Below are 24,829 nucleotides of genomic sequence, written 5' to 3'. Positions count from 1 at the left end.
CTAGTGTACCGGCCTCGTGACAAACGAGCAGGCAAAAAAGAAGGGCACCCGGTGCCCTTCTTTTCGCCGGCTGCCCTTACTGGGCCGACTTCTGCTTCAGGCGCTCGAGGATCGCGTTGGCGCTGCCCTCGTTCGGCGTGATGCCGGCGTCGCGCAGTTTGCGCTCCAGATCGTTGCCGGTCGTGGCATCGGCCAGTTCGTCCTGAGCGTTCAGCTCGGCGGCGCGCTGCTTTTGCTTTTCTTGCAGACGGTTCAGGGTGCCGACTGCGGTTTCCAGCTTGCCGTTGGCGCCGCCGCTGGCGATGGATGCGCTGACCTGGGCTTTCTGCACGCTTTCACGGGCCTTGGCCATGTCCACTTGCTGACGCAGGCTTTTGATCCGCGCTTCGGCCTTGTTGATGTCCTTGCGCATGTTGTCGGCGTAGGTGCCGAACTCGTCGCTCTGGGCTTTCTCGGTGCTCAGGTCGTTGGTCAGGGTCGAAATCGCTTCGGCCACTTCCATCGCCAGATCTTCACGGCCGGCGTTCAGGGCCGAAACAGCCTTGGCTTCCAGATCCTTGATCTTGGCGTCGTACTCGCTCACGCGGTCGGCGGACAGCTTGTGCTTGGCCATGATGGTGACCAGTTCGCGACGGGCGTTGGACAGGGCGCTGTCGGCGTCACGGATTTCCTGGTCGAGGATGCGCAGGGCCTGTTGGTCGACGATCGCTTCGCCGACTTCATTGGCGCCGCCGCGCAGTGCGGTGAACAACTTGCTCCAGATGGACTGAGTCATTGGATTTTCCCTGTTGATTACTTGAAGAAGTGTTCGAAGGCTTCGCTGGCGCGCTGCACGTTGTCGACCAGGGTTTTCACCTCGGTGACCACGTTGGTCAGGCTCGAATCCGCACTCAGCGCGCCGAACATGTTGTAGACGGTCTGGCCGTTGGGCATGGTCTCGATGCCGATCGACGACAGCGGGAACATTTCCCGGCTGCGCAGCACCGCGTCGTTGAAGGTGCGCACGTCGGTAATCGAATCGATGTCCACCAGCACGGTATCGACGATGATCTGCTGACCCGCGATGGCAATGTGAATCGGCAGGCCGCCGAATTCGTTCATTTCCAGCTTGAGGCTGGGTTCGGCGCTCTGGATCAGGGACAGCGTGATCTCGTGGGAAGCCACCTCGTCCAGTGCCTTGAAAGCGTTGTAGAGGCTATCGATGTTCCAGTTGTTGCCTGCGCTCATGTAATTCTCCGACATGAAAGAGCCAGCCAGAATCGGTTGGCGTAGCTGTTGCTCCATTTGCTTGAGCAAGCTTCGGTTTTCGGGAAGCACCCAAGTTTCGTGTTTCACATAACCGGCGGCAGCCAGGCCCGCGCGCATCTGCTTCATATAGAAGCTCGACGGTTTTTTCGCGGACGTTGTCGAGCGCACTCCCTTCGGGCTCTCCGATTTTGTTGCAGGGGAGTTGCTTTTCATGGCGATGACTCCGTTATGAACATCTCACGCGTGAGCCACACTACAACCAATTCAAAGTGCCATCAATGGCTCACGCGTGAGATTTTTTCAGCGCGCGAAAAAAGGCCCGCTACGTGGCGGGCCTGTGTTTCTTGCGAAGGTTTGCGGACGAGGATTAATGGCGGGCGTTGAGGAATTCTTCTGCCGAAACCACGCTGGCGTAGGCAAAGCCCAGCGACGACATGAATGCTGCGTGAACGTGGGCCGCCGGCACGGTCAGGCCATTGAATTCCAGATCGCGGGTGGCGCAGGCATCGTGGATCACCGTGACGGTGTAGCCCAGGTCCGCCGCAGCCCGGACCACGCCATCGATGCACATGTGGCTCATGCTGCCGACCACCACCAGTGCCTTGATGTCTTGTTCATCGAGGACCGATTGCAGCTCGGTTTCGCGGAACGCGTTGACGAAATGCTTGAGCACCACCGGTTCATCGGCGCGGTTGAGCACTTTGGGGTGCAGCTTTGCGCCCTCGGAGCCGGGGGTGAAAAACGGCGCATCCGCCGAGGTGAATTCGTGACGGATATGGATCACCGGATCACCCGCTTCACGGAACGCGGCGATCAGTCGGGCGGCGTTGTCGGCGGCGGCGTCGACGCCTGCCAGCGGCCACTTGCCTTGGGGGAAGTAGTCGTTCTGGATATCGACTACGATGAGCGCTTGCCTGGCCATGGGTGTTTCCTCGAAGTGTTTGTTGGGAGTGGAATCAGTATCGGCGCCCGCTACGTCATCGAGGATTGGCCGCACCGACAATAGACAGGGGAAAACTGACAATGGGTGTTGAAAGGGCCGTTGCCGAGCTGGGCGTGCTGATTTATCCCGGCGCGCAACTGGCGGCGGTGCATGGCTTGACCGACCTGTTCGGCGTGGCCGACCGGATCGCCGTCGAGCATCAGGCCGCGCAATTGCCGCGACTGCGGGTGAGTCACTGGCAGGTCGAGAACGAGCAGGCACCGGTCAGGGTTTACGACAGTCATCCTGCTGCAGAAACGGGTTTGCTGGCGGTGCTGATCCCGCCGTCAATCGCCGGGTTCAGCGCAGAGCAGGCATCGCCGGGATTGCTGCAATGGCTGCGCGACCAGCATGGCCGTGGCGCGACGCTGGGTGGCGTCTGCGTGGGCTCGTGGTTGCTGGCCGAAAGCGGTCTGCTCAACGGTCGCAGCGCCACCACTCACTGGACCTCGGCCAAGGCCTTTGCCGAGCGCTACCCGGACATTAATCTCAAGGCGGATACACCGATTGTCGATGATGGTGATCTGATCACCACGGCCGGTCTGATGGCTTGGTCGGAACTGGGGTTGCGGCTGGTTGATCGTTTGTTGGGCCCAAGCATCGCCAGCGCCACCGCGCGGTTCCTGGTGATGGAACACAGCGACAGCGCCAGTGCCTGCGGCAGCAATTTCGCGCCGATCCTCAACCATGGCGACACGTCGATTCTCAAGGTCCAGCACTGGCTGCAAAGCACCGGCGCTACTGACGTTTCGCTGGCCTCGATGGCCGAACGCTCGGGTCTGGAAGAGCGCACATTCCTGCGTCGTTTCCGGGCGGCGACCGGCCTGAAACCCACCGAATACTGTCAGCACCTGCGGGTCGGCAAGGCCCGGGAAATGCTCGAGTTCAGCAACGGCACCATCGATCACATTGCGTGGACGGTGGGGTATCAGGATCCGGGAGCCTTTCGCGCCATCTTCAAGAAAATCACCGGGCTGGCGCCGAGTGACTACCGCAATCGGTTCGGCGTGACCCCACCGGCGGCGCTGACTAGATAACACCGCGCGGTCGTGCAAAATGCCGCGGCCGTGGCGGCCATCGTGCAGATTGAAACGGGCGCAACGCCAGTACGAAAAGGCTAATCGACTGATCCGCAAAGGTTTTGGCGTTGCCGTCGTTTGGCCTGATCTCTGCACTCTTTGACCTACATTCACCGAGCCGCTGGAAGGGGGACGCATGACCCCGACACCTCGCAACAGAATAGTGGTCGCCCATTCCGTACGCCCCGCCGCGCCGCAACACGAAGTGCAGACCAACAAGACGTTGGCCCGCTGGCTGGCGCAGATTCTCGGACTGAAATTCGGCGGCAGCTACGACGCGCAAAAGCATCGCGGTCGCGACCTGTATCTGCTGCCGACCCAAACCATCGTCGGCGCTGCCAAGGCCCATGAACTGGGCATCAAGGGCCCCGAGGATCTGTGGGGCGGTTTCGTCGAGCACGATTTCATCTGCACCAAAGCCATCAGCCATGGCTTGCGCAGCCATCAGGCCCATGCACCAGTAGGCTGGTCACCGCTGTTTTCCGAACGCACGCGCAATGTCGTGCTCGACGGGCTCAGTGTGTTTGATCTGAAAGATGCACGACCTGCCGCCGAACATCTGTTGTACAGCGGCCCGATCCGTCTCAAACCGATTCATGCGTGTGCTGGTCGCGGTCAAGAAGTGATCAAGAGCCTCGATGCCTTCGACGAAATTCTCGCGCGTCCCGATATTGCCGGACAGTTCAGCGAAGGCGTGGTGCTGGAACAGGACCTGAGCCAGGTGGTCACCCACAGCGTCGGCCAGTCGTTCATCGGCGACCGGGTGCTCAGTTACTGCGGTGATCAATACTTGACCGAGGATGCCCACGGCGAAGAGGTCTATGGCGGCTCGAACCTGCTGGTGGTGCAGGGCGGTTATGCACACTTGTTGAAACTGAAACTGCCGGACGACGTGCGGCTCGCCATTGAACAGGCGCAGGTGTTCGACCGGGCGGCGGACGAAGCCTATCCACGGTTCTACGCCTCACGGCGCAACTATGACATCGCTCAAGGCCTGGACAGCAACGGCCAACGGCGCAGCGGCGTGCTCGAACAATCCTGGCGAATGGGCGGCGCCAGCAGTGCCGAAGTGGCGGCGTTGCAGAGTTTCGTCAACGACCCGTCGATGCGCGCGATCCGCGTGTCGTCGGTGGAAACCTACATCGACCGGGCCCTGCCGGCGGATGCCATCGAGGTCTATCGCGGCCCGGCCGAGAACAGCGACTTTCTCCTCAAATACGTAACGGTCCAATCCTATGACGGCTAGAAGCGAAAGCATTCAGATCGACATTGATGACGAACAGATGAGCGGGACTTTCCTCAGTCCCAAATCGAAAGTCCCCGGCGTGTTGTTTGTGCACGGCTGGGGCGGCAGCCAGGAGCGGGATCTGGAACGGGCCAAAGGCATCGCCGGTCTGGGCTGTGTGTGCCTGACGTTTGACCTGCGCGGGCATACCGGCGGCACCGGCATTCCGTTGAGCCGGGTGACCCGAGAGGACAACCTGCGCGATCTGCTCGCAGCCTACGACCGGCTGCTCGCCCATCCGGCGCTGGACACCTCGGCCATCGCGGTGGTCGGCACCAGCTACGGCGGTTATCTCGCTTCGATCCTCACCTCATTGCGCCCGGTGCGCTGGCTGGCGCTGCGGGTGCCGGCGCTGTATCGCGACGAGCAATGGCACACGCCCAAGCGCGATCTGGACAAGGACGACCTGCGCGATTATCGCGGCACGCTGGTGCGTGCCGACAGCAACCGGGCGTTGCATGCCTGCTCGCAATTCACCGGGGACGTGCTGCTGGTGCAATCGGAAACCGATGACTATGTACCTCACGCGACGATCATGAGTTATCGCGCCGCATGCCAGCAGACTCACTCGCTGACCCACCGCATCATCGACGGTGCCGACCATGCCCTGAGCGATCCAACCTCGCAGCAGGCCTATACCTCGATCCTGGTCGACTGGATCACCGAGATGGTGGTGGGCGAACGGTTGAGCATCATTCAGTCGCGCTGATCACGGCTTGGGTTTCTTCTCGATCCGCAGCGCCTTGGCCTTGGCTTCCACCACCAGGTACATCACCACGGTGATCAAAAGCGGCAGCAGAAAATAGATCGCCCGATAGGCCAGTAACCCCGCGACCAGACTGCCGCGCGATGCTTCGTGTTGCAGCAGGGCGACGAACACCGCTTCAAGCACCCCGAGCCCGGCGGGAATGTGGGTGATGACGCCGGCAATCGCGCTGATCAGCAGCACGCCAAGCACCAGCGGATAGTCGAGCTTGCCCGGCAGCAAAGTGAAAATCACCGCCGCCATCAACGACCAGTTGAGCGCGCCGAGCAGCAGTTGCAGGACCGCCATGCGCAGCGAAGGCAAGTTGATTTCCACCCCGCGAATCGACCACTCGCGCCGCCGGGAAAACCGGCAGGCGAGCAGGTAACCGAGGCTGATCAACAGCAGCAACACGCCGATGCCCTGCAACGCATCGCTGCTGACTTTCCACCCCGGCGGCATGCTGACCAGTCCGCTGCTGTACACCGCGCCGGCGATGGTCATGTAGCCGAACCAGTTGGTCGCCAGGCTCAGGCCGAGGATCTTGGCGATGTTGCTTTTGCTCACCCCAAGTCGCGAATACAGCCGATAGCGCATGGCGATCCCGCCGACCCAGGCGCTCAGATTGAGGTTGAACGCGTAGCTGATGATGCCCACCGGCAGGATCTGTTTCCACGTCAGGTCCTGACGGATGTAAGTGCGGCCGATCAGGTCGAAACTGGCGTACACCAGAAAGCTCAACAGCGTCAGGCTGGAGGCGATGATCAGCGTGCGCACCTTGAAGTCGGCGAGGGTTTGCAGCACCTCGGACCATTCGATGCGGCTGGCGAACATCGTCAGCAGGACTATCAGCGCCAGGAAAAACAGCAGCGTCAGCGGGCGCTTCCAACGGCTCCAGCGAGACGTTGCGGCTGGCGGCGAATGCGTTGCGGACTGAGCATCGGAGCGACTCATGACGGATCGCTCCCGCTCTTGCCGATGAAGGGTTTCAAACGAGGTTTATGCGCGGGCAGCCATCCGGCCATCGCTGGAAAGTGGCGCAGGAAGTGAAACACCAGAAAACCCACGGTCATGTGCCAGATGCGTCCGCGCGGGGACTTGCTGGCGTCCATGGCTTTGCAGTGGTTGTTGCTCAGATCTTCGAGACGCTCAAACAGATGAGCATTGAAGGCCCGGTCGCGGATCAGCACATTGGCCTCCAGATTCAGCGACAGGCTCAGAGGATCGAGATTGCTCGACCCGACGGTGCTCCATTCCTCATCCACCAAAGCGACTTTGCCGTGCAGCGGCCGCTGGCAGTATTCGTGAATCTGCACCCCGGCCTTGAGCAGGTAGTCGTAGGTCATGCGCGCCGCGAGTTTGGCCACCAGCATGTCCGGCTGGCCCTGCAGGATCAGCCGCACATCGACGCCGCGCCGGGCCGCGTTGCGCATCTCGCGCAGCAAGCGATAACCGGGGAAGAAATAGGCGTTGGCGATCACTACCCGGCGTTTCGCGCGACGCAGCACCTGCAAGTAAACCTCTTCGATATCGGTGTGATGCCGGTCGTTGTCGCGAAACACCAGACGCACCTGACCGTCGTGCTCGGTGAACGCCATCTCCGCCCGACGCTGGCGCCGGCGTTGCCACCAGAAGCGCGCCCGCCCCGGGCGACCGCTTTGTAGCAGGGCGAAATGATGGATGTCGGCCACCGCCGGGCCCTGAACTTCCACGGCGTAATCCTGCTTCGCCTCCGGGCCGAAATCCGCCAGGTGATCGCCGGAAAAGTTGATCCCGCCGATGAACGCAATCAGCCCGTCGACCACCACGATTTTGCGGTGCAGGCGGCGGAACCAGTTGGTGCGAAAGCCCAGGCGTTTCGGTGCCGGGTCAAAAATCTGCAGGTGCACACCGGCCTCGCTCAGCGCGGTGAGATATCCGGTGCTCAGTTCACCGCAACCGAAGCCGTCGAGACTGACGGTGGTGCGCACGCCACGTCGGGCGGCATCGATCAGAATCTGCTGCAGTTCGTTGCCGACCTTGTCTTCGAAAACAATGAAGGTCTCCAGCAGGATTTCACTCTTCGCCGCGCGCATGGCCTCGAAGACTCGCGGGAAATACTCCTCGCCGTTTTCCAGCAGTTCGACACGGTTGCTGCCCTGCCAGCCGTAGTCGACATCGACGTGACCGGGCTCGCGGATCGGCGGGGTGATGGTGATCGGTTCCACAGCGGATTTTTCCAGCGGTGCGCTGCTCATAGTTCGATCTCCACGGACAGCGGCACGTGGTCGGAAAGGTGCGACCAGGGCCGGTTGGCAAGGACCTTCGGCTCGCTGGCCTTGAGGTTACGCACGTAGATCCGGTCCAGCCGCAATGCCGGCCAGCGCGCCGGAAAACTGCGGGCCGGTTTGCCCTGATGTTCGGCAAACACTTCGCGCAGGCCGCAAGGTTCAAGCAACGCATCGGCGCGCTGGCGCCAGTCGTTGAAGTCGCCGGCGACGATGACCGGTGCATCGTCCGACAGGTTGGCGAGGCGCTTACGCAGCAGTTTCAGCTGTGCGTTGCGATGACTTTCGCGCAGGCCCAAGTGCACGCAGATCGCGTGCAGTTCGCGATCATCTCCCGGCAGGCGCAGGACGCAGTGCAACAGGCCACGGTTTTCATGTCCGCTGATGGAAACGTCGAGGTTGTCGTGGCGCACGATCTGGAATTTCGACAGCAGCGCGTTGCCGTGATCGCCCTCCGGGTACACCGCATTGCGCCCGTAGGCGAACTGCGGCCACAGGCTGTCGGCGAGGAACTCGTACTGCGGCATGGTCGGCCAGTTGTTGTAGCGCTTGGGATGGTGTTCGTGGGTGCCGTGCACTTCCTGCAGGAACACCACGTCGGCGGACACACTGCGCACCGCTTCGCGCAGTTCGGGGAGGATGAAGCGGCGGTTCAGTGCGGTGAACCCCTTGTGGGTGTTGACCGTCAGCACCGTGAAGCGGCGCACCGTCGTGATGACGCTGGCCTGTTCGTCGGTGACGCCGACCGGCTCGGGAATGCTCATGACGGCATGCCTGCCGAGGTGTGGCGCTTGCTGCGCCCAGGTGGGCCATCGATGTGAATCGCTGTCATGCCGTTCTCCCGTCGAAAGTCCTCGTACCGCCTCTGTCTGTTGGTGACTGCGGGCGGTTCGAGAAAGTTTCGACGGGACTACGGACGGTCGGTATTCGCCGGATCAGTGGCCGGCAACGATGCGGGAGCCTTCAACCGGTTCGGCATACACCGGGCCCAGCCGGTCGAGGCGACCGCTCAACGCGGTCAGGGCCAATGCCACCAGCACTACCAGTCCACCAATCCATGCGGTGTGGATCAGGCCGATGTGCTCGACAATCAGCCCGCCACCCCAGGCACCGCCGGCAATCCCGAGGTTGAACGCAGCAATGTTCAGCCCTGAAGCCACATCCACCGCTTGCGGCGTGTGATGTTCAGCCTGACGCACCACATACACCTGCAGGCCCGGCACGTTGCCGAAGGCGACGGCACCCCAGACCAGCACGGTGGCCAGCGCCAGCCACGGATTGGCGGCGGTGAAGGTGAGCACGAACAGCACGGCGGCGAGCAGGGCAAAGATGATTTTCAGGGCGCTGATCGGTCCGCGCTTGTCCGCCAGTTTGCCGCCCCAGATATTGCCGACGGCCACCGATACGCCGTACACCAGCAGCACCAGGCTGACCGTGCCGGCGCTGAAACCCGAGATGTCCTGAAGAATCGGCGCCAGATAGGTGAAGGCGATGAACGAGCCGCCGTAACCGATGGCAGTCATGGCATAGACCAGCAGCAGGCGTGGTTGCTTGAGTACTTGCAGCTGTTGCAGCAACGAAGCCGGTTTGCTGTGGGCAATGTTTTTCGGCACGTACAGCAAGCTGCCGATGAACGCGATGACACCCAGCGCCGACACGGCGAGGAAGGTTTCACGCCAGCCGAAATGCTGACCGATGAAGGTGCCCAGCGGTACGCCGGTGACCAGCGCCACGGTCAGGCCGGTGAACATGATTGCAATCGCACTCGCTGCTTTTTCCTTGGGCACCAGGCTGGTGGCGATGGTCGAACCGATGGAGAAGAACACGCCGTGGGCCAGACCGGTGACGATCCGCGCCAGTACCAGCGATTCATAACTTGGCGCCAGCCACGCCAGCAGGTTGCCGAGGGTGAACAGCACCATCAGCGACAGCAGCAACAGTTTGCGCGGGACTTTGCCGGTGAGGGCAGTCAGCACCGGCGCACCGATGGCCACGCCAAGGGCGTAGAGACTGACCAGCAGCCCGGCAGACGGCAGACTGACGCCGAGATCGGCGCCGATGGTGGGAAGCAGGCCAACGATGACGAACTCGGTCGTCCCGATGGCGAATGCGCTGAGGGTCAGCGCGAGCAAGGCAATGGGCATGACGGCACTCCGGTAAGGGGATTGAATGGAGCGCAGTGTCGGGGTTTGGTGGGGGTGGAAAAATACAGGGATGGGCATTTGATATTTGACCTGAGAGCAAAGATCAAAAGCCGCCTTCAAGGCGTTCTTGAACTTTGCCGAGCAAAAAACGCTCAGTTCCTTACAGGTTCAACCAAGGGAGCTCTGCGTTTTGACCAGGTTCAGGATCGCAATTCTATTGGGGGCGCTGCTGTTTTCCGGCGGCCAAATGCTGCAGGCCGCCACATTGCCGGGCGTCCCGGCAGCCACTGCAAAGGCCGCCGAACCCGAACCGCTGGTGCAGGGCGGACTGCTCGGCGCCATCAGTTCCAGCATCGACGACGTGCAGGACAAGCTCGATCTCAACGAGCATCTGGTCGATGCCTGGCGTTTGCGCGCCGACCGGGCGGCGGATGAAGTCGACAGGCTGGTCAATCAGCCGTCGGATCGCTCGGGGTGGAGCGTGGCCGGGGACTTCATGATGCTGTCTGGCGTGTGGCTCGGCACCTTTGCCGTGTTGACCGTGCTTGGCAGCGTGCTGGCCAAGCGGATGCGCGAGGGCCACTGGCTGCGTACTCGCCAGCGCAGTCAGGACCTGATCGGTTATTTGCTGCCCTACACATTGCCCGCGTTGATCTGTCTGCCGTTAACCCTGTACGTCAGCCACTTTCTGCCGGCCTCGGTCGGTCGGGCGCTGGCGCTGTGTTTTGCCTACACCACCAGCAGCGGTATTTTTTCCACCTCGATGCTGTTGTGTGTGGTGGTGATGTTCAACACCGGCCACAAGCGACGCGCGGTGCAGATCATCCGCGACTACTGCCCGAAACCGCTGTTCCTGATCGGCTTTCTCGCCGCGTTGAGTGACGCGCTGACCAGCCCGCAGATCGCCCGGCAACTGGGCGGCAATATCACCAGCAGCATCGCGGTGTTCACCGGTCTGCTGGCGTCGATTATCTTCGGCTTGCTGGTGATTCGCCTGCGCCGGCCGGTGGCGCACCTGATCCGCAATCGCTCGCTGGCCCAACGTCTGAAACAGCCGTCATTGCAGGAGTCGCTGCGGATCTTTTCCGGGCTCTGGTATTGGCCGATCGTGCTGATGGTGCTGGTCTCGGCGGTCAATCTGATCGGCATCGGCGAGGATAATCAAAAGGCTCTGCGCTGCGCGCTGCTCACCACGGTGCTGTTGATCGGCACGGTGTTTCTCAGCACGGTGCTGCAGCACCTGTTCAAATCACGCCGGGCCGAGGCGATCCAGCGCAGCAGCGCCTACAAGGAGCGTTTTCTCAGCCTGTTGCATGCGTTGCTGCGGATCGTCATTGCCGTTGCGTTCATCGATATCCTCGGGCGCATTTGGGGTGTGTCGCTGATCGATTTTGCGCAAAGCAGCACGGTCGGCCGGGCGATCAGCAATGCCTTGAGCAGCATCGGCCTGATCTTCCTGGTGACGTGGCTGCTGTGGGTGGTGCTCGACACGGCAATTCAGGAGGCGCTGAAACCGCCGGTCAGCAAGCGCTCGGCGCGTCAGCCGAGCACCCGGGTGAAAACCATCCTGCCGCTGCTGCGCAACGCGATCAAAATCATCCTGGTGGTGATCTGCGCAATCACCACCATGGCCAATCTCGGGATCAACGTCGCGCCGCTGCTGGCGGGTGCCGGGGTGGTCGGCCTGGCCATCGGTTTCGGTTCGCAGCAATTGGTGCAGGACGTGATCACCGGGCTGTTCATCATCATTGAGGACACCCTGTCGATTGGTGACTGGGTGGTGCTCGATTCCGGGCATGCCGGCACGGTCGAGGGCCTGACCATTCGCACCCTGCGCCTGCGCGACGGCAAGGGCTTCGTGCACTCGGTGCCGTTCGGTCAGATCAAGGCCGTGACCAACCAATCGCGGCAGTTTGCGTTCGCGTTTTTCTCGGTGCAGTTCACCTACGACACCGATGTCGAAAAAGCTATCGAGCTGATCCGCGAGACCGGGGATTCGATCCGCGAAGACCCGTTCCTCAAGTACAACCTGCAAGGGCCGCTGGATGTGTTCGGCGTGGACAAAATGGACTTGAACGGCGTGGTGCTGACCGCGCAATTCCGCACGGTGTCTGGCGGGCAATATGCGGTGAGCCGCGCGTTCAACCAGCGTTTGAAAAAGCTTGTGGATAACAGCCCGTGGGTGCATTTCGCGCAGACTTATCCACAACAGGTTTTGTTGCCGAGACGACAGGAAGATGAGGTGGTGGCGCATTCGTCGGTGGTGTTGCCGGAGTAGGCGCGGACTCAGTGACGGGTCAGTTTGCTGCGGATTTCGCCCATGGCGGGTTGCTCCAGCTCCACCCAGAACAGCTGCTTGCCGGCAATCTCGGCCGCCACCGGCAAGCCATCGCGATACACCAGTCGATTGCTCGCCAGCGCCGGTACTTTTGCACCCGGTATCAGGGTGCCGGCGAGGTTCAGCGGATCGACCCCGCACACGGCTATCAGGCTGCCGTCATGAGGGCGGCGGCGCACTTCGCGCAGCAGCGGAATTGCCTCGGGCAGGGCGAACTGTTCGCCGGCCAGGCCACTGACAAACCTCCCGCCACGAATCTCGCCGCGGGCCTCCAGCCGGTGAAAGGTGCGCAGGAGTTCGCGCCAGCTCGGCAGCCAGTCGGCTTCGCGCTCCAGCAGGCGCCAGAACACCACGCCGTAACGGCGCAACAAGGTCATGGCGATGTGTTCCAGAGTTTCGGGCGACGCTGTCTGGCTGTTCTCCACAACCGGCCCTCGACGCAGAAGCGCCCAGCGCCCGGCATCGTCCATACCTCCGACAAACGCCCCGCGCCCGCGTCGGCTGCTGCGCTGCTGGCGCTTGCTCGCCGGGGTGATCAGCGCGCGCAACCCGGCAAAACTGTCGGCATTCACCAGACCGGCGCCGACCAGTTCCTGCAAGGCGATTTCCAGTTCGGTGCGCAGCAGATGCGCTTCATGAATCAGCTCATCGAAAAATAGCGCACCGTGCTGGCTGAGAGCCTCGAAGACTTTCTGCGTCTTGGGTGACAGTTCGCTGACCGGCGCCTGCTCTGCCAGCGAACTCCACAACCCGACCTGACTGCGCGGCAACAACACGACGGGCGTACTGCGCAGCGCTGTGCTGCTGGTTTTCTGCCGGGCGCTGAGGCGTGTCCACACCAGTTTCCCGCTGCGGCACAGATCATCCAGCCAACTTGGTGAATAGTCCTTGAGCCGCGCCGGGAGGATGTCGCTGTCCCACGCCGAAGCGGCTGCCGGGTAGCCTTCGAACTGACCGACAATCGACGGCAACACGGCACTGCCCTGACCTCGGGTGGACGGGGACAGATGCTGCCAGTCGAACAGGAAGCGCATGAAATCCTGCAACGCCACCGGTTCGATCTCCCGGCGCAGACGCTTCACCGTGTAGCGGTGAATCCGTGCCAGCAGATGCCGTTCGCACCATTCTTCAATCGTCAGCCCCGGGGTGAACCGACCGCGCAGCACGTAGCCTTCACGCTCCAGTCGGGCGAGTGCTTGATGGACCGGTGCGGCTGGCAATGACAGCGGCCGGGCGATGGCCTCCAGTGGCAGCGGGCCGAATGCACTCAGCCGTGCGCGGATGACTTCCACCAAGGCATCGTCGGCGGCCCAGACCTCATCGAAACCGGGTAGCGCTGGCAGTGCCGAATGCGCCAGTGGATAAAGCGCTTGCAGACAGGTCAGGCGTTCCCGTGCCAGCCAAAGCGAGTGCTCGGGATCGATCTGCAATCGGCAGGCTCGACCGGTGTCGGCCAGGGCATTCAGCCAGTCGCGCCAATGCGGATTGGCCTCGACTTCGCGGTCACTGATGCAGGCCAGACTCATCAGCGCTTCGTGCATTTCATCGGCGCTGTTTGGTGTCGGCCACGCCTCTTCGCGCACGGCGTTGATCGCGTCGGCGTCCAGCGCACCGAGGTCATCGGTGGATTGCGGATCGCTCCAGCGGCGATTCAGCACGGCCTGGGTGCGACGCTCTTCCAGCGGCGCGTCGTCGAGGAAGGTGTAAGGCCGGGCGCTGAGAATTTCCGCGGCCAGCGGCGAAGGGGCCGGAAGGTCACGGGCGATCAGCCGCACTTCGCCGCGCTCCATGCGCCGCAGCAATTGCAGCCAGCCTTCGCTGTCCATCGCCTCGTGCAGGCAATCGTCGAGGGTCTGTTCCACCAGCGGATGCTCGGGAATTTCCCGTTCACCGGCGAGATTTTCCAGGCAGGCGATCTGATCGGGAAACACGCTGGCGATCAGGTCCTCGCTTTTCATCCGCTGCAATTGCGGCGCGACTTTGCGCCCGCCGGTGTAGCGCGGCAGGGCCAGCGCCACCCCGGCATTCCAGCGCCAGCGCACACCGAACAACGGCGCATCCAGCACGGCTTGAATCAGGATGTGCTCGGCGCTGTTGCTGTGCAGATAACGCCAGACCTCGTCGAGCTCGAAACTGTGGCTGGTGGACAGCGACAGGACAATGGCGTCTTCACTGGCGGCGGCCTGCAATTCGAAGTTGAAGGTGCGACAGAAGCGCTTGCGCAGAGCCAGTCCCCAGGCGCGGTTGATGCGGCTGCCGAACGGCGAATGGATGATCAGTTGAGTGCCGCCGGACTCGTCGAAAAACCGCTCCATCAGCAGCGTGTCCTGGGACGGCAAGGCGCCGAGGGCGAGGCGGGCGCGGGCCAGATAATCCACAAGCTGTTCGGCGCTGGCCAGATCCAGACCGAGGGTTCCGGTCAGCCAGTCGGTGGCCGGTTGCAGGTTACCGGGGCTGGCGCTCAACAGTTGATCGAGCTGTGCCTGCAGGCGGGCCACAGCCATCGACAATTCGGCGCTGCGACCGGGCGCTTCGCCGAGCCAGAACGGAATGGTCGGCGGCTGGCCCTGAGCGTCCTCGACCCGCACCTTGCCGGTTTCCACCCGCAGGATTCGATAGGAGGTATTGCCGAGCTGGAACACATCGCCGGCAATGCTTTCCACGGCGAAGTCTTCGTTGACGCTGCCGATGTTCAGGCCCTGGGGTTCCAGCAGCACGCTGTAGTCGGCGTTGTCCGGGATCGTGCCGCCGCTGGTAACCGCCGTCAGCCGTGCACCGCGTCGCCCGCGCAGGGTTCGGCTGACGGCGTCGCGATGCAGGTAGGCGCTGCGGATGCCCTGGCGACCGTTGTAGCCCTCGGCGAGCATGGTCAGCAGCGCCTGATAATGCTTTTCGTCGAGGCGGGCGTAGGGCTCGGCCCGGCGGAACAGTGCGAGCAAATCGTCTTCAGCCCACTCCTGGCAACTGACCTCGGCGATGATCTGCTGCGCCAGTACGTCCAGCGGCGCTTCGGGGATGTGCAGCGTATCGAGTTCACCCCGGCGCACGCAGTCGAGCAGGGCGGCGCACTCGATCAGGTCGTCGCGCGTCGTCGCGAACAGGCGCCCCTTTGGTGTGCCGCCGACCTGGTGACCGGAGCGGCCGACCCGTTGCAGAAAACCGGCAATCGAACGCGGCGAGGCGATCTGGCACACGAGGTCGACTTCGCCGATGTCGATCCCCAGTTCCAGCGACGCGGTGGCGATCAGCACTTGCAGTTCTCCGCGCTTGAGTCGCTGCTCGGCGTCCAGACGAAACTCCTTGGCGAGGCTGCCGTGGTGCGCGGCCACGGCGTGTTTGCCGAGGCGTTCGCTCAGGTGCCGGCTCAGGCGTTCGGCCAGGCGCCGGGTGTTGACGAAGATCAGCGTGGTGCGGTGTTCACGGGCCAGCGTGGCGAGGCGGTCGTAAACCAGTTCCCAGACGTCATTGGCCATCACCGCCGACAACGGCACCGGCGGCACTTCGATGCCCAGATCCCGTGGGCGGGCATGGCCAATGTCGATGATTTCGCAGGGGCGCTCATGGCCCACGAGAAAGCGTGCGACGGCATCGATCGGTTTTTGTGTGGCCGACAGGCCAATGCGGGTCAGCGGCTCGGCGCACAACGCTTGCAGGCGTTCGAGGCTCAAGGCCAGATGGCTGCCGCGTTTGCCGGCAGCGATGGCGTGGATTTCATCAACGATCACGGTGCGCGTGGTGCCGAGCATCTTGCGCCCGGATTCCGAGCCAAGCAGCACGTAGAGCGATTCCGGGGTGGTCACCAGAATATGCGGCGCGCTTTTGCGCATGGCGGCGCGGTCTTTTTGCGGGGTGTCCCCGGTGCGCACGGCTGTGGTGATTTCCAGCGGCGGCAGATCCATTTGGCGCAACTGCTCGGTTATCCCTGCCAGCGGGTTCTGCAGGTTGATGCGGATGTCGTTGGACAGCGCCTTGAGCGGCGAGACGTAGACCACCAGCGTCTCGTCCGGCAGGCCGTCCGGGGTTTCCAGGCCACGGTGGACCAGATCATCGAGCACCGCGAGGAATGCGGTAAGGGTCTTGCCGGAGCCGGTGGGCGCCGCGATCAGCGTCGAGCGGCGCTGGCGGATCAGCGGCCATGCGCGGGCCTGGGCGGCGGTGACCGTCGCGAATGTGCGGCTGAACCAGGCGCTGACGGCGGGGTGAAAGCCTGCCAGGGCCACGTCCTTGGGGATGGGCAGATTCATGTCTGCAGTTATGCGGGCGGGCGGGCGAAGTTGCAAGTACCGCCGGGGATCTACACTTTACGGGTGACGGTTGCGCACTAAACCCGCAAAATGCAACGATTCCGGCAATTATCGACGACGGTGCCACGCGCATCGTCGCTAAAGCCATCGTTCCAATCAGACTGGGCCTGCTGACTCTATGCGAATGCGCCTTATGTTACTGGGCGGCGGAAATGCCCTTGGGCAGGCGCTGATTCGCCTCGGTGCGGAGGAAGACATCGGTTTCCTCGCCCCCCGCCCGCCCGAAGACGGCTGGGATGCCGCGAGCCTGACACAACTGCTCGACGACACCCGTCCCGATGCATTGATCAACCTTGCCTACTATTTCGACTGGTTCCAGGCCGAGACCGTCAGCGAAAGCCGTCTGTCGGGGCAGGAACGCGCCATTGAGCGTCTGGCCGAACTGTGCCAGCACCACAACATCGTGCTGGTGCAGCCGTCCAGCTACCGGGTATTCGACGGTTCCCGCGCCACCGCCTACAGCGAAAAGGACGAGCCGGTGCCGTTGGGCCTGCGCGGTCAGGCGCTGTGGCGGATCGAGCAGAGCGTACGCGCCACTTGTCCGCAGCATGTGTTGCTGCGCTTCGGCTGGCTGCTGGACGACAGCCCGGAGGGCATCCTCGGACGCTTCCTCGCTCGCGCGGAAAAGCCGGACGAATTGCTGCTGGCCGACGACCGTCGCGGCAATCCGACTCCGGTCGACGATGCGGCCCGGGTGATCATTTCGGTCCTCAAGCAACTCGATTGCGCCGCGCCGCTGTGGGGCACTTACCATTACGCCGGCCACGAGGCGACCACACCGCTGGCGCTGGGGCAGGCGATTCTCACCGAGGCCCGCAGCCTGCATCCGCTGGCGATCGAAGAACCGACCGCCCAGGCCCACGCCGCGCGTGAGGATGCCGCCGAAGAACCGCAACACGCGGTGCTGGCCTGCAAGAAAATTCTGCACACTTTCGGGATCAAGCCGCGCGCCTGGCGTGCCGCGCTCCCGGGCTTACTGGATAGGTTTTATCGTCATGGCTGAAGGCCCTGTTTTAATCACTGGCGGCGCCGGTTTCATCGGTTCGCACCTGACGGACGCGTTGCTCGCCAACGGCCATTCGGTACGGATCCTCGATGACCTGTCGACCGGCAAACGCAGCAACCTGCCGCTGGACAATCCCAAGGTCGAGCTGATCGTCGGCGATGTCGCCGATGCCGCTTTGGTTGCCCGGGCGATGCAAGGTTGCAGCGCCGTCGCGCACCTGGCCGCCGTGGCCTCGGTGCAGGCTTCGGTGGATGATCCGGTGAAGACTCACCAGAGCAATTTCATCGGTACGCTCAACGTCTGCGAAGCGATGCGCGAGGCCGGCGTGAAACGTGTGCTGTTCGCTTCCAGCGCAGCGGTCTACGGCAACAATGGCGAGGGCGAGTCGATCAACGAAGACACGCCGAAAGCGCCGCTGACACCGTATGCCTCGGACAAACTGGCGGGCGAACACTACTTCGATTTCTATCGTCGCCAGCACGGTCTGGAACCGGCGATCTTCCGTTTCTTCAACATCTTCGGCCCGCGTCAGGATCCGTCCTCGCCGTACTCCGGCGTGATCAGCATCTTCAGCGAACGCGCGCAGAAAGGCCTGCCGATCACCGTGTTCGGCGATGGCGAGCAGACCCGGGATTTCATGTACGTTGAAGACCTGGTCGACGTGCTGGTGCAGGCCCTGGAAAAACCTGAAGTGCAAGTCGGTGCGGTGAATGTCGGCTGGAATCAGGCGACCAATCTCAAGCAGATGCTGGCTGCGCTGGAAGCGGTGGTCGGTGAGCTGCCGCCGGTCAGTTACGGCCCGGCGCGCTCCGGCGACATCCGCCATTCGCGGGCGAACAACGGGCGGTTGCTCGAGCGCTTCAAATGCCCGACACCGACGCCCATGAGCGTCGGCCTGGCCCGCCTGCTCGGTCGCTGAGCTTTTTGCGGACATGAAAAAGGCGCCTTTTGACAGGCGCCTTTTTCACGGCCGGAATTCGGGTTTCAAACCTGTTTCCTGTAGCGAGGGAGCTTGCTCCCCGGTCGATTGCGTAACATCGCCGTCAGTTCTGAGTCTGCCCGCCACCAAGCCTCATTCACCACCACGTGAACGTTCTTTGATTGCTCGCTTAGAACTTGTAGCCCAGACCGACCATGTACACAAATGGATCGACGTCGACATTCACTTTCGCGCGGGTGCCCGGAGCCACGGCGTTGTTCTCGACGGTGGCGCGGGTGTCGATGTCGATGTAGCGCACCTGGGCGTTGAGCATGATGTTGTCGGTCAGCATGTAGTCGGCGCCGACCTGCCAGGCCAGGCCCCAGGAGTTTTTCGCCTTGAAGTTGCTGAAGCCGTTGGACTGGGCTTCGCTGCCGACGTGCTCGTCGTAGATCCAGGTGTAGTTGATGCCGCCGCCGATGTACGGCTGGAATGCCGACTTCGAATCCAGCGGGTAGTAGACGACGCTCAGGGTCGGCGGCAGGTGTTTCAGGGTGCCGAGCTTGCCGTTGGCGGCCGGCAGGGCAGTGCCCTTGATCTTCACGTCATGCTCGAACGGCGATGCGGCCAACAGCTCGATACCGATGTTGTTGGTCAGCATGTAGGCGAAGTTCAGACCCAGTTGGGTGTCGCTGCTCATGGTCGCCTTGCCGCCCAGGTTGGTGCCGCTCAGCGGACCCTGATCGACCTTGACGCTGGAGCTGTCGGCCTTCGGGTTGACGGTGATCGCACCGGCACGAACGATGATGTCGCCGGCTTCGTGGGCGTGGGCGAGCGGGGCTGCGAGCGCGAGGGCAAACAGCGAAGCGCTGAGCAAGGACTTGTTCATGGAAGCTCCCAAAGGACGTTAAAAATGTTTGATGTCCTATGGTACGAATCCGTCTGATACGGTCTTTTGACTCAGCTCAATGAAACAGTGATGGGCGGTTTTTTTGTGGAACCTTTTCTCGCGAAGCCGAATTGGCGGGCTATAACTGATTGCCGGAATTACTCCGGCAGCTCATAGACGTAAATCTTGTCCGCATCCATCTGATAGCCGGCATCCGCCAGCTCGCTGGTAGACGGTTTGACCTGCAACGGCCCTTCGACCCAGTACGGCTGATACAGCTCGTCGAGTTTCACGCCGACTTCGCTTTTCACATGCACGATCTGGTTCGACGGCGGTGGCGGCACGTGGATGCAGGCGCCGAAATACGGCACCAGCAGGAAGTCCGTGGTGCGGCCTTCCTCGCTGACTTCCAGCGGCACGATGTAGCCCGGCAGGCGAATGTTCTGGCCGTCGAGGCTTTGCACCACCGGCGCGTTGGGCATGTCCTGCTTGGCGGCTGGTGCCGACTCGGCGGACAGCGCATCGCTCATCTTCGACAGGTCATGCAACGGCGTCATGTTCGGCACTTCGGGCGCCGCGTCCGGCGGGATCATCTCCGACCAGGTCAGGTCTTTCGGTGCCGCTGCCCACACGGGCAGGGCGACCAGCATCAGCAGCGCAAGGACAGCGCGGGGCATGGTGAACATCCTCATAAACGGATCGACAGGCCATCGGCCAATGATTGGCGATACGCGCGCCAGGCCGGCACGCTGCCCATCAGCAGCGCGGCAGCCAGAATGCCACCGAGCAGCGTCCATTCATACTCGCTTGGCCATGCCAGCGGCAGATACAACCCGTAATTGGCCTGCACATAACCCTGTGCCGCAGCGATGCCGATGTACAGCAGCGCCAGCCCGGCGATCACCCCGGTCAGCGCCAGGGCGAAGGCTTCCAGCACCAGCAGGCTCGCGATGTGCCACGGCCGTGCGCCCACCGAGCGCAGAATCGCCATCTCGCGACGACGCTCGTTGAGGCTGGTGAGAATCGCCGTGAGCATGCCGATCAACCCGGTCAGCACCACGAACAGCGAGACCACGAACAACGCTTTTTCGGCGGTGCTCATCAGGCTCCACAGTTCCTGCAAGGCCACGCCCGGCAGGATCGCCAGCATCGGCTCGCCACGGAATTCGTTGATTTCCCGTTGCAGCGCGAAGGTGGAAATCTTGCTGTTGAGGCCGAGCATGAACGCGGTGATCGCCTGCGGCGTCAGGTCCATGTTGCGCGCCTGATCGGCACTGATCCGCCCGTTGCCACGGGCCGGCACACCGTTGTGCCAGTCAATGTGGATCGCCTCCATGCCGCCGAGGCTGATGTGCAACGTGCGGTCCACCGGTGTGCCGGTGCGCTTGAGAATGCCGACCACGGTGAACGGTTTGTCGTCGTGCTTGACCAGACTGATCGCCGCCACGCCGTGGGCCAGTACCAGTTTGTCGCCGAGTTTGTAATGCAGCGCCTCGGCCACTTCGGCCCCGAGCACCACTTCAAACGGATCGGTAGCGAAGGCACGGCCGTCGGCCAGTTCCAGATGCTGCTGGCGACCGTACTGGTAATGCTCGAAATAGGCTTCGGTGGTGCCCATCACCCGGTAGCCGCGATGGGAGTCGCCGAGGGACATCGGGATCGCCCACTTCACTTTCGGATTGCTGGCGAAGTGTTCGAAGCTGTCCCAACGAATGTTGTTGGTGGCGTTGCCGATGCGGAACACCGAATACAGCAGCAGGTTCACCGAACCGGAACGGGCGCCGACGATCAGGTCGGTGCCGCTGATGGTGCTGGCGAAACTGGCCTTGGCTTCGGTGCGCACCCGCTCCACCGCCAGCAGCAGGCAGACGGAGAGGGCGATGGCGAAAGCGGTAAGCAGAGCGGTGAAGCGGCGGTTGGCGAGGCTGGCCATGGCCAGACGGAACAGATACATCTCAGACCTCGGCAGACGTGGCGGCGCGATTGAGTTCGGCCAGGGACAGGTGACGGTCGAACAGCGGCGCCAGACTCTGGTCGTGGCTGACGAACAACAGGCTCGAACCGGCCTCACGGCACTCAGCGAACAACAGGCGAATGAAGTTTTCCCGGGCGTCGTAATCCAGCGCCGAGGTCGGCTCGTCGGCGATCACCAGTTCCGGCTGACCGATCAATGCGCGTGCAGCGGCGACCCGTTGCTGCTGACCGATCGACAGCGAATCGGCGCGACGGCCAAGAATGCCTTCGTCCTTCAAACCCAGGTGGGCGAGCAGGGTGGCGGCGGCCTGATCGACACTGCCATGACGTTGCTTCGCACGGTCTGCCCGCAGTTTCGAAAAGTGGCAGGGCAGCTCGACGTTCTCGCGCACCGAGAGAAACGGCAGCAGGTTGAACTGCTGAAAGATGTAGCCGGTGTGATCGACGCGAAAGCGGTCGCGAGCGCCGGCACCCAGTTCGGTCAGTTCCTGGCCGAGCAGGCGAATGCTGCCGCGCCCGGGCTTCTGCACCCCGCCGAGCAGGCCGAGCAGGGTGGTCTTGCCGCTGCCGCTGGGGCCCTTGAGGAACAGGGTTTCACCCGGTTCCAGACGAAACGCCGGGATATCCAGCAGCGGCGGGTGACCGGGCCAGTTGAAGCCGAGGTCGGACAGTTCGATGAGTGCTTGGGTCATGGTGCCGGTTCGTGATCAGAATTTCAGGGCGGCGGATTTGGCCGTCACTTCCGTGCCTTGCTGGCCGTTCGGGCTGATCAGTTGTACCTGAATTTTCTGGGTCGCCGGGAAGGTATTGAAAATGTTCGCCAGATCCAGGGTAGTCAAGGCGCCCGGAGCTGCGCAGGTGAACTGGTAGTGAGCGTGGATTTCGCTGTGGTCGTGGTGATGCGCTTCACCGCCCTTGGCGTCTTCGTCGTGGTCATCGTCGTCGTGATCGTCGGCATCCGGCTTGTCACCGAACAGCGGGCTTTCCAGTTTCTGACTGGCGACTTTGCAACCGGCAGCGGCCGGCAGGCTGAACAGCGCCAATGGTTTTTCCAGCTGCGCACGGGCCGCAGCGACCTTGGCCATGTCGGCATCACTGGTGGCGGCGTGTTCGAAGCCCACGAGGTTCATCGCCGGGCTTTCCAGCTCCAGCTCCAGGGTCTGGCCATCGAGCGCCGCGTTCAGGCGACCTACGCCATGCTCGTGGGCGCCGAGGCTGCCATGTTCGTGATCATGGTCGTGCTCATCGGCGGCCTGGGCGATGGCCAGCGGCAACAGGGCAAACGGCAAAGCGAGCAGCAGACGACGCATGGCGAACTCCGGGAAGTAAAGTGAAGAGTTTGTTATGTAATCTTATAACGAAAGTGCGCAGAGTTTGCCCGCCCGAAACGCTTTGCGCAAGGCATGACTGAGCACCGTCCGGGATGTTCCCGGAGCGGTACGTGGATTGAATGTCACGATTTTTGAATCAGAATCCGGCGCCGGGATGGTCGAACCAGTAGCCTCCCGTCAGCACATGGCGGATCAGACTTTCGTCGAGCAAATTCGGAGCATCGCGAGTGAAGCGCTGGCGCCAGGCTGGAAGCCACCAGTAGTTGATCGCGGTGCCGCGCGGAAGTACCACCACCTTCATGACCTCCGGATCTATTCTGTGCTCTGAGTAGAGTTGATGGCTGCGATCCATGAAGCCCATGTACTGACTGATCGGCAACTGAAACATCAACGCCGTAGTGAAGATTTTTTCACTTTCACTGAACGCGGGACTCTGCAGTATCTGTAACGCTTCACAGGCGTACGGCATTGGTTGGCCGGCAACTTTTTGGCCTTCGGGAGTAGAAAGTATGTCGAAGCGGTCATCCATATCCCGCCATCCGATACGCCTATTACTTTCAAAGTAATTGTGAACGATGGCGGTCAACGGCCCTGGTGCTGCGCCTTCGGAAGTGCAGGCTGAGAGGTCGGCAGGCGACCAAAAGCGCCATGCCACAACGAGCAGGAGTGAAGCAGCCAGGATTATCCAGAGTCGTTTCATTGTGGTTTGCTGTACTTGTAACGTCGGAAGATGGTGAAGTCGTGGTCACTGCGAGCAGCATTACCCGATGCGATTCGAAAGCCTACGTCGTTGACTTCGATTTTGTCCCAGCTTGCTGAAATGCAGACACCCTGAGTCAGAACAAATCCGACGTGACCGCTGGCATCAGAGTAATTGACAGCATACGCACCAACGTCTCCGGGCAGGGGTGATTTTTCTGCGCTCCAACTATTGAGCAGCCGGTTCTCATCTGCCCATTCCCCAGCGGTTGGCGGGCTCACTTTGGAATAGCCCGGGATGTATTTCGAAGAGCCATGTTCGATCATTGCCACGTTGACACCGATGGCAGTCAATACGTCATAGACGAACACATTGCACTTGTTTGATTCCGCCCTGAACTCCACGCTTTTCTTAAGCGTTGGATGCGGTAAAGAATGTTTGACTTTGTTGCCGGCCCATTCAGTCGAACCTCGGTGTGATAGTGCCTCCATCAGTATGCGGCGCGGCATGTCTTGGATGACCACCTTTACGGTGCGGGTTTCATCCCTCCGTTTGACGCCATACTCGACCTCGTAGAATGTGTCGTTAGAGACTTTGCCGCTGGTTGATAGGGGCACTTTTACCCAAGGTGATACTGCAACTATCGACAGCGATTTACCTGAATTCAGCGTGGCTGTATGCATTGCCTTTTTTGCGCCGGAGTTACCAACAATTTGAACAGTGACTTCGTAGCTGTCACGGCTCTTTATCGAAGGTAGTTTCTGGGCGTCCGAGCGAGTAATAGCGGTTTGAGTCTTGTCCGAAACGAGCGAGTAGATGCGGGGTTTGTCATCGTTTTGAACGATGTTGTCATCAATGACAAGTCCGTCGATCAGCAACTGAAACTTCACGCCTTTTGGTGGCTGCATCAGAAAGTCTTTAAAGACGAGTTTGATTTCCGACTTCATGGCAAGTCCTGATTCAGGGGTTCTTCATAAGCGTAAAACGTCCACTCGGACTCTTCACCGACCAACAGAGTGTCGTAATCCGAATGGCTTTCCACAGGGTGTTCGCAGCCTTCGCCTGTTGCATTACAGGTGATGTCTTGCAGGACGGCTGTTTTTTTCTTGTCTTTGAGTCTGTAGGCAAGTCCTGGTTTCTGGGAGTCGTCCAGGCGTTCGATGATGACTTGCAGATAGCGACGTGAAGTCGGGGCGGTAATCGAAGGGCCCATATCGATGGGAGCTGGACGGCCAATGCCGGCGAAGCCGCTGTGTTGCTGAGTGAGCAGTTTGTTGGCCATGGGCGGGCAGCCGCAGGCGATATAGTCACCCTCCAGTGCAGCCGGGCCGGCGGGCAGGATCAGAGTTCTTTCGCCAACGGCGACAATCGGTCCTTGGCCAGCGCTGCATGCCGGGCAACTGGCAAGTTGCCCGATCGAGGCGATGATTTTGCCTTCGATACGCAGGTTTTCGTTTCCTTCGAGAATCACACCACCTGTAGAGGTGGGGCCTCCCTTCGACGCCAGTTTTCTTCCTGAAGACATGGGGTTCCTTCCCATGAAAAAAAGAAGAAATGTAGCCGATAAGGCAAGCATCGCCAGCTCCTGACACTTGGCGTTACACAAGTCCCATGGGAG

At 61.8% G+C, this 24,829-nt stretch carries 22 protein-coding genes; 6 read left to right on the top strand and 16 right to left on the bottom strand.

Going from position 1 to position 24,829, the window contains the following annotated elements:
• Positions 1-76: 76 nt before the first annotated feature.
• From DLD99_RS25710 to DLD99_RS25700, 3 genes are all read right to left on the bottom strand, one after another.
• Entirely contained in the window at positions 77-775 is a 699-nt protein-coding gene (locus DLD99_RS25710) for a PspA/IM30 family protein (RefSeq protein WP_114885831.1), read from the bottom strand.
• Positions 776-792: 17 nt separating this feature from the next.
• On the bottom strand, positions 793-1,461 hold the full coding sequence (locus DLD99_RS25705; protein WP_085712342.1) for a YjfI family protein: 669 nt from the start codon (positions 1,459-1,461) through the stop codon (positions 793-795).
• A gap of 154 nt (positions 1,462-1,615) precedes the next feature.
• Positions 1,616-2,170, bottom strand: coding sequence for a cysteine hydrolase family protein (locus DLD99_RS25700; protein ID WP_114885829.1), 555 nt, complete (start codon positions 2,168-2,170; stop codon positions 1,616-1,618).
• 101 nt (positions 2,171-2,271) lie between these two features.
• Between DLD99_RS25700 and DLD99_RS25695 the strand changes: the two genes are divergently transcribed.
• The 3 genes from DLD99_RS25695 to DLD99_RS25685 all read left to right on the top strand — a co-directional run bounded on the left by DLD99_RS25695 (position 2,272) and on the right by DLD99_RS25685 (position 5,303).
• The gene (locus DLD99_RS25695) at positions 2,272-3,267 is read left to right on the top strand and encodes a GlxA family transcriptional regulator (protein ID WP_114885828.1); all 996 of its coding nucleotides are present in this window, start codon (positions 2,272-2,274) and stop codon (positions 3,265-3,267) included.
• Positions 3,268-3,445: 178 nt separating this feature from the next.
• Positions 3,446-4,555, top strand: coding sequence for a DUF3182 family protein (locus tag DLD99_RS25690; RefSeq protein ID WP_114885826.1), 1,110 nt, complete (start codon positions 3,446-3,448; stop codon positions 4,553-4,555).
• Positions 4,545-5,303, top strand: a complete 759-nt coding sequence (locus DLD99_RS25685) for an alpha/beta hydrolase family protein (RefSeq protein ID WP_114885824.1) — start codon at positions 4,545-4,547, stop codon at positions 5,301-5,303. The genes DLD99_RS25690 and DLD99_RS25685 overlap by 11 nt, the downstream gene beginning before the upstream one ends.
• On the opposite strand, the gene DLD99_RS25680 is transcribed toward DLD99_RS25685, so the two are convergent.
• The 4 genes from DLD99_RS25680 to DLD99_RS25665 form a co-directional block, all read right to left on the bottom strand.
• On the bottom strand, positions 5,304-6,293 hold the full coding sequence (locus tag DLD99_RS25680) for a lysylphosphatidylglycerol synthase domain-containing protein (RefSeq protein ID WP_114885822.1): 990 nt from the start codon (positions 6,291-6,293) through the stop codon (positions 5,304-5,306).
• A complete protein-coding gene (gene clsB / locus DLD99_RS25675; RefSeq protein ID WP_114885820.1) occupies positions 6,290-7,576 on the bottom strand; it encodes a cardiolipin synthase ClsB in 1,287 nt (428 codons plus the stop codon). Before clsB ends, DLD99_RS25680 begins: the two co-directional genes overlap by 4 nt.
• A complete protein-coding gene (locus DLD99_RS25670) occupies positions 7,573-8,370 on the bottom strand; it encodes an endonuclease/exonuclease/phosphatase family protein (protein WP_114885818.1) in 798 nt (265 codons plus the stop codon). Before DLD99_RS25670 ends, clsB begins: the two co-directional genes overlap by 4 nt.
• 171 nt (positions 8,371-8,541) lie before the next feature.
• Positions 8,542-9,750: an MFS transporter gene (locus tag DLD99_RS25665; RefSeq protein ID WP_085712335.1), complete on the bottom strand. Its 1,209-nt coding sequence runs from the start codon at positions 9,748-9,750 to the stop codon at positions 8,542-8,544.
• A 247-nt stretch (positions 9,751-9,997) separates the two neighbouring features.
• Between DLD99_RS25665 and DLD99_RS25660 the strand changes: the two genes are divergently transcribed.
• The gene (locus DLD99_RS25660; protein WP_425273001.1) at positions 9,998-12,028 is read left to right on the top strand and encodes a mechanosensitive ion channel family protein; all 2,031 of its coding nucleotides are present in this window, start codon (positions 9,998-10,000) and stop codon (positions 12,026-12,028) included.
• An 8-nt stretch (positions 12,029-12,036) separates the two neighbouring features.
• Here DLD99_RS25660 and DLD99_RS25655 read toward each other — a convergent pair whose 3' ends face one another.
• Positions 12,037-16,332: a DEAD/DEAH box helicase gene (locus DLD99_RS25655; protein ID WP_114885814.1), complete on the bottom strand. Its 4,296-nt coding sequence runs from the start codon at positions 16,330-16,332 to the stop codon at positions 12,037-12,039.
• A gap of 178 nt (positions 16,333-16,510) precedes the next feature.
• Between DLD99_RS25655 and DLD99_RS25650 the strand changes: the two genes are divergently transcribed.
• Both DLD99_RS25650 and DLD99_RS25645 read left to right on the top strand, forming a co-directional pair.
• Positions 16,511-17,395 (top strand): sugar nucleotide-binding protein, encoded by an 885-nt coding sequence (locus DLD99_RS25650; protein WP_114885813.1) that lies wholly within the window; start codon positions 16,511-16,513, stop codon positions 17,393-17,395.
• Positions 17,388-18,317, top strand: coding sequence for an NAD-dependent epimerase/dehydratase family protein (locus DLD99_RS25645; RefSeq protein ID WP_085712331.1), 930 nt, complete (start codon positions 17,388-17,390; stop codon positions 18,315-18,317). Before DLD99_RS25650 ends, DLD99_RS25645 begins: the two co-directional genes overlap by 8 nt.
• A 190-nt stretch (positions 18,318-18,507) precedes the next feature.
• Here DLD99_RS25645 and DLD99_RS25640 read toward each other — a convergent pair whose 3' ends face one another.
• The 8 genes from DLD99_RS25640 to DLD99_RS29465 form a co-directional block, all read right to left on the bottom strand.
• Positions 18,508-19,206: an OmpW/AlkL family protein gene (locus DLD99_RS25640; RefSeq protein WP_114885812.1), complete on the bottom strand. Its 699-nt coding sequence runs from the start codon at positions 19,204-19,206 to the stop codon at positions 18,508-18,510.
• 158 nt (positions 19,207-19,364) lie between these two features.
• A complete protein-coding gene (locus DLD99_RS25635; RefSeq protein WP_085712361.1) occupies positions 19,365-19,883 on the bottom strand; it encodes a DUF3299 domain-containing protein in 519 nt (172 codons plus the stop codon).
• A gap of 11 nt (positions 19,884-19,894) precedes the next feature.
• The gene (locus tag DLD99_RS25630) at positions 19,895-21,160 is read right to left on the bottom strand and encodes an ABC transporter permease (protein ID WP_064599744.1); all 1,266 of its coding nucleotides are present in this window, start codon (positions 21,158-21,160) and stop codon (positions 19,895-19,897) included.
• A gap of 1 nt (position 21,161) precedes the next feature.
• Entirely contained in the window at positions 21,162-21,872 is a 711-nt protein-coding gene (locus DLD99_RS25625) for an ABC transporter ATP-binding protein (RefSeq protein WP_085712329.1), read from the bottom strand.
• Between the two features lie 15 nt (positions 21,873-21,887).
• On the bottom strand, positions 21,888-22,490 hold the full coding sequence (locus DLD99_RS25620; protein ID WP_114885811.1) for a DUF2796 domain-containing protein: 603 nt from the start codon (positions 22,488-22,490) through the stop codon (positions 21,888-21,890).
• A gap of 157 nt (positions 22,491-22,647) precedes the next feature.
• The gene (locus DLD99_RS25615; protein ID WP_114885810.1) at positions 22,648-23,211 is read right to left on the bottom strand and encodes a hypothetical protein; all 564 of its coding nucleotides are present in this window, start codon (positions 23,209-23,211) and stop codon (positions 22,648-22,650) included.
• Positions 23,208-24,158, bottom strand: a complete 951-nt coding sequence (locus DLD99_RS25610) for a CHAP domain-containing protein (protein ID WP_114885808.1) — start codon at positions 24,156-24,158, stop codon at positions 23,208-23,210. Before DLD99_RS25610 ends, DLD99_RS25615 begins: the two co-directional genes overlap by 4 nt.
• A complete protein-coding gene (locus DLD99_RS29465; protein ID WP_244220757.1) occupies positions 24,155-24,787 on the bottom strand; it encodes a PAAR domain-containing protein in 633 nt (210 codons plus the stop codon). Before DLD99_RS29465 ends, DLD99_RS25610 begins: the two co-directional genes overlap by 4 nt.
• Positions 24,788-24,829: the final 42 nt, after the last annotated feature.

Source organism: Pseudomonas kribbensis, from assembly GCF_003352185.1.
In the GTDB taxonomy this organism is placed as follows: domain Bacteria; phylum Pseudomonadota; class Gammaproteobacteria; order Pseudomonadales; family Pseudomonadaceae; genus Aquipseudomonas; species Aquipseudomonas kribbensis.
The sequence above is the reverse complement of the archived record's forward strand: the minus strand, read 5'-3'. Positions and strand labels throughout refer to the sequence as shown.

Excerpts from the sequence above, each read along its gene's own strand:
- DLD99_RS25700 (WP_114885829.1), bottom strand. The coding sequence starts at position 2,170 with ATGGCCAGGCAAGCGCTCATCGTAGTCGATATCCAGAACGACTACTTC.
- clsB (WP_114885820.1), bottom strand. The coding sequence starts at position 7,576 with ATGAGCAGCGCACCGCTGGAAAAATCCGCTGTGGAACCGATCACCATC.
- DLD99_RS25680 (WP_114885822.1), bottom strand. The coding sequence starts at position 6,293 with ATGAGTCGCTCCGATGCTCAGTCCGCAACGCATTCGCCGCCAGCCGCA.
- DLD99_RS25615 (WP_114885810.1), bottom strand. The coding sequence starts at position 23,211 with ATGAAACGACTCTGGATAATCCTGGCTGCTTCACTCCTGCTCGTTGTG.
- DLD99_RS25670 (WP_114885818.1), bottom strand. The coding sequence starts at position 8,370 with ATGAGCATTCCCGAGCCGGTCGGCGTCACCGACGAACAGGCCAGCGTC.
- DLD99_RS25620 (WP_114885811.1), bottom strand. The coding sequence starts at position 22,490 with ATGCGTCGTCTGCTGCTCGCTTTGCCGTTTGCCCTGTTGCCGCTGGCC.
- DLD99_RS25660 (WP_425273001.1), top strand. The coding sequence starts at position 9,998 with ATGCTGCAGGCCGCCACATTGCCGGGCGTCCCGGCAGCCACTGCAAAG.
- DLD99_RS25710 (WP_114885831.1), bottom strand. The coding sequence starts at position 775 with ATGACTCAGTCCATCTGGAGCAAGTTGTTCACCGCACTGCGCGGCGGC.
- DLD99_RS25650 (WP_114885813.1), top strand. The coding sequence starts at position 16,511 with ATGCGAATGCGCCTTATGTTACTGGGCGGCGGAAATGCCCTTGGGCAG.
- DLD99_RS25610 (WP_114885808.1), bottom strand. The coding sequence starts at position 24,158 with ATGAAGTCGGAAATCAAACTCGTCTTTAAAGACTTTCTGATGCAGCCA.
- DLD99_RS25625 (WP_085712329.1), bottom strand. The coding sequence starts at position 21,872 with ATGACCCAAGCACTCATCGAACTGTCCGACCTCGGCTTCAACTGGCCC.
- DLD99_RS25690 (WP_114885826.1), top strand. The coding sequence starts at position 3,446 with ATGACCCCGACACCTCGCAACAGAATAGTGGTCGCCCATTCCGTACGC.
- DLD99_RS25630 (WP_064599744.1), bottom strand. The coding sequence starts at position 21,160 with ATGTATCTGTTCCGTCTGGCCATGGCCAGCCTCGCCAACCGCCGCTTC.
- DLD99_RS25655 (WP_114885814.1), bottom strand. The coding sequence starts at position 16,332 with ATGAATCTGCCCATCCCCAAGGACGTGGCCCTGGCAGGCTTTCACCCC.
- DLD99_RS25705 (WP_085712342.1), bottom strand. The coding sequence starts at position 1,461 with ATGAAAAGCAACTCCCCTGCAACAAAATCGGAGAGCCCGAAGGGAGTG.
- DLD99_RS25645 (WP_085712331.1), top strand. The coding sequence starts at position 17,388 with ATGGCTGAAGGCCCTGTTTTAATCACTGGCGGCGCCGGTTTCATCGGT.
- DLD99_RS25640 (WP_114885812.1), bottom strand. The coding sequence starts at position 19,206 with ATGAACAAGTCCTTGCTCAGCGCTTCGCTGTTTGCCCTCGCGCTCGCA.
- DLD99_RS25685 (WP_114885824.1), top strand. The coding sequence starts at position 4,545 with ATGACGGCTAGAAGCGAAAGCATTCAGATCGACATTGATGACGAACAG.
- DLD99_RS25665 (WP_085712335.1), bottom strand. The coding sequence starts at position 9,750 with ATGCCCATTGCCTTGCTCGCGCTGACCCTCAGCGCATTCGCCATCGGG.
- DLD99_RS25695 (WP_114885828.1), top strand. The coding sequence starts at position 2,272 with ATGGGTGTTGAAAGGGCCGTTGCCGAGCTGGGCGTGCTGATTTATCCC.
- DLD99_RS25635 (WP_085712361.1), bottom strand. The coding sequence starts at position 19,883 with ATGCCCCGCGCTGTCCTTGCGCTGCTGATGCTGGTCGCCCTGCCCGTG.
- DLD99_RS29465 (WP_244220757.1), bottom strand. The coding sequence starts at position 24,787 with ATGCTTGCCTTATCGGCTACATTTCTTCTTTTTTTCATGGGAAGGAAC.